Genomic DNA, 1,780 nt, shown 5'->3' with positions numbered 1-1,780 from the left:
ATGAACTCCCTCAGTTTAATAGATAATGCTCACGAATACTCGCTTATTCGCAGGATTTCAAACCACATGGTATAGGTTGCTTTAGATGAACGAAAGAGATAGGACCGTTTTGATAAGATGAGGGCAGATTGAAATAGGGGATCTATTGAAAATCCCATATTATTACATATACTGCACGCATTTTCCACGCTGCCCTTGGAGGCTTTCCCTCCCATGTCTCAACGGGTCATATTCATATGCCCTATCATTCCTTCGTCATGCCTATCCAAGGGGTGGAGGCCGGTTTTGCTAACGGAACGGGTCATTGCCCTTTTGTTCATTACATCCAGTACTCGTGCTTTCTTTGAATTCCTACGAATAAGCCAATGCTCGTGAATGACAATATCAAAAGGTAAGTTTCAGGCTGCTTCTGGAGTGATCGGGTAAACTTTTTCTGGGGAATAGTCAGATCCACTTCTGGCCATTCCCACTAAAACTCTGGCGAGTTTACCGCATAACTTCATGACAGACTTCATTTTCTTTGTTTTTTTCACCTTAACATTTGTGGCGTGAATGGCTTGGAACTCTGGGTTATTCATAATCAGACTCATCGTCGCAAGAAATAGGAATCGTCTAAGTCGGGACCTACCACGTTTGGATAAAACAATTTGACCTTTCCATTTTCCAGAGCTTGCCTCGGAAAGGTGCAGTCCTGCGTGACGTAATAAAGCATTGCCATGAGCGAAACCACTTAAATCACCCGATTCTCCAAGAATACCAGCCAGTGTAATCGTGCTAATTCCTTTAATCGCTAGTATTTTTTCAGCATAAGGAATTTTCATGAGTATGTGTGTGACTTCCTGTTCAACTGCTTCAAGTTGGACGGTCGCAAGATCGTATTCCTCAAGCAATTGCTTCAAATGAAGTTTATAAGCATCAAGAGCTTTTTTTGTACCAACCGATTTGTTCGCTAAGTCGATCAGTGAATGAGCCTTTGGAACACCTGCATGTCTTTTCATCACTGATTTCCATCCCATAATGATATCTTGAGGCTGTAACGAACGTAGTTCGACTGGAGTGGGAAATAAGCGGAGGGTTGCGATAGCTCCCTTAGCTGTTACATCTTTGAAGACTTGTCGTAGTTCAGGAAAGACGATATCTACCCAGCGATTTATTTGGTTGATTGAGCTGACAAGCCGTTTAACGATCATGTCCCTGTTAGACATAAGGACTCGAAGTTTTTCTATGGATTCTGGGCTATGATGAATCAATGTATAATAGCCATTTTTCACTACATCAGCGATGACGAGAGCGTCCTTTTTATCGCTCTTAGATTGGGTATTATCTCGGTTCTCTTTATTCCTTTTAACAAGGTGTGGATTTACGGTAACAACTTCAACGTTTTGTTCAAATAACCATTTTGATAGATTCAACCAGTAATGACCGGTAGGTTCCATGCCCACGATGGCAGTGTCTAAACGGTTTATTCGTTTAAGTTCTTTGATCCAACTTAGAAATTTAGTAAACCCCTCATCGTTATTTTCAAAGGTTAGAGGATGACCGACCACAATTCCTCGATAGTTAACTGCTCGAGCAACATGAAATTGTTGTGCAATATCAATTCCTACAACAAGATGACGATTCGTGATTCTTTCAATTAGTTGATTTTGTTTGTTTTGCATTTTAAAATTCATAGTAGAGCTTCCTCCTTAAGATGAGTTTTGGTTTGTGTGTACTCTCATCATACTGAGGGGCTCTGTTTTTTTCAAAGCCGATATTTAACGCTCTACAGGAATGCTAA

At 40.7% G+C, this 1,780-nt stretch carries 1 protein-coding gene; it reads right to left on the bottom strand.

Features of this window, described 5'->3' with window-relative positions:
• Positions 1-398 precede the first annotated feature (398 nt).
• Positions 399-1,673, bottom strand: coding sequence for an IS110 family RNA-guided transposase (locus tag FNK51_RS11780; RefSeq protein WP_141993437.1), 1,275 nt, complete (start codon positions 1,671-1,673; stop codon positions 399-401).
• Between the last annotated feature and the right edge of the window lie 107 nt (positions 1,674-1,780).

The sequence above is a fragment of the Bacillus sp. B4EP4a genome, assembly GCF_006680105.1.
GTDB classification, from domain to species: Bacteria; Bacillota; Bacilli; order Bacillales; family DSM-1321; genus Peribacillus; species Peribacillus simplex_E.
This window is presented reverse-complemented; position numbering and strand designations above follow the sequence as displayed.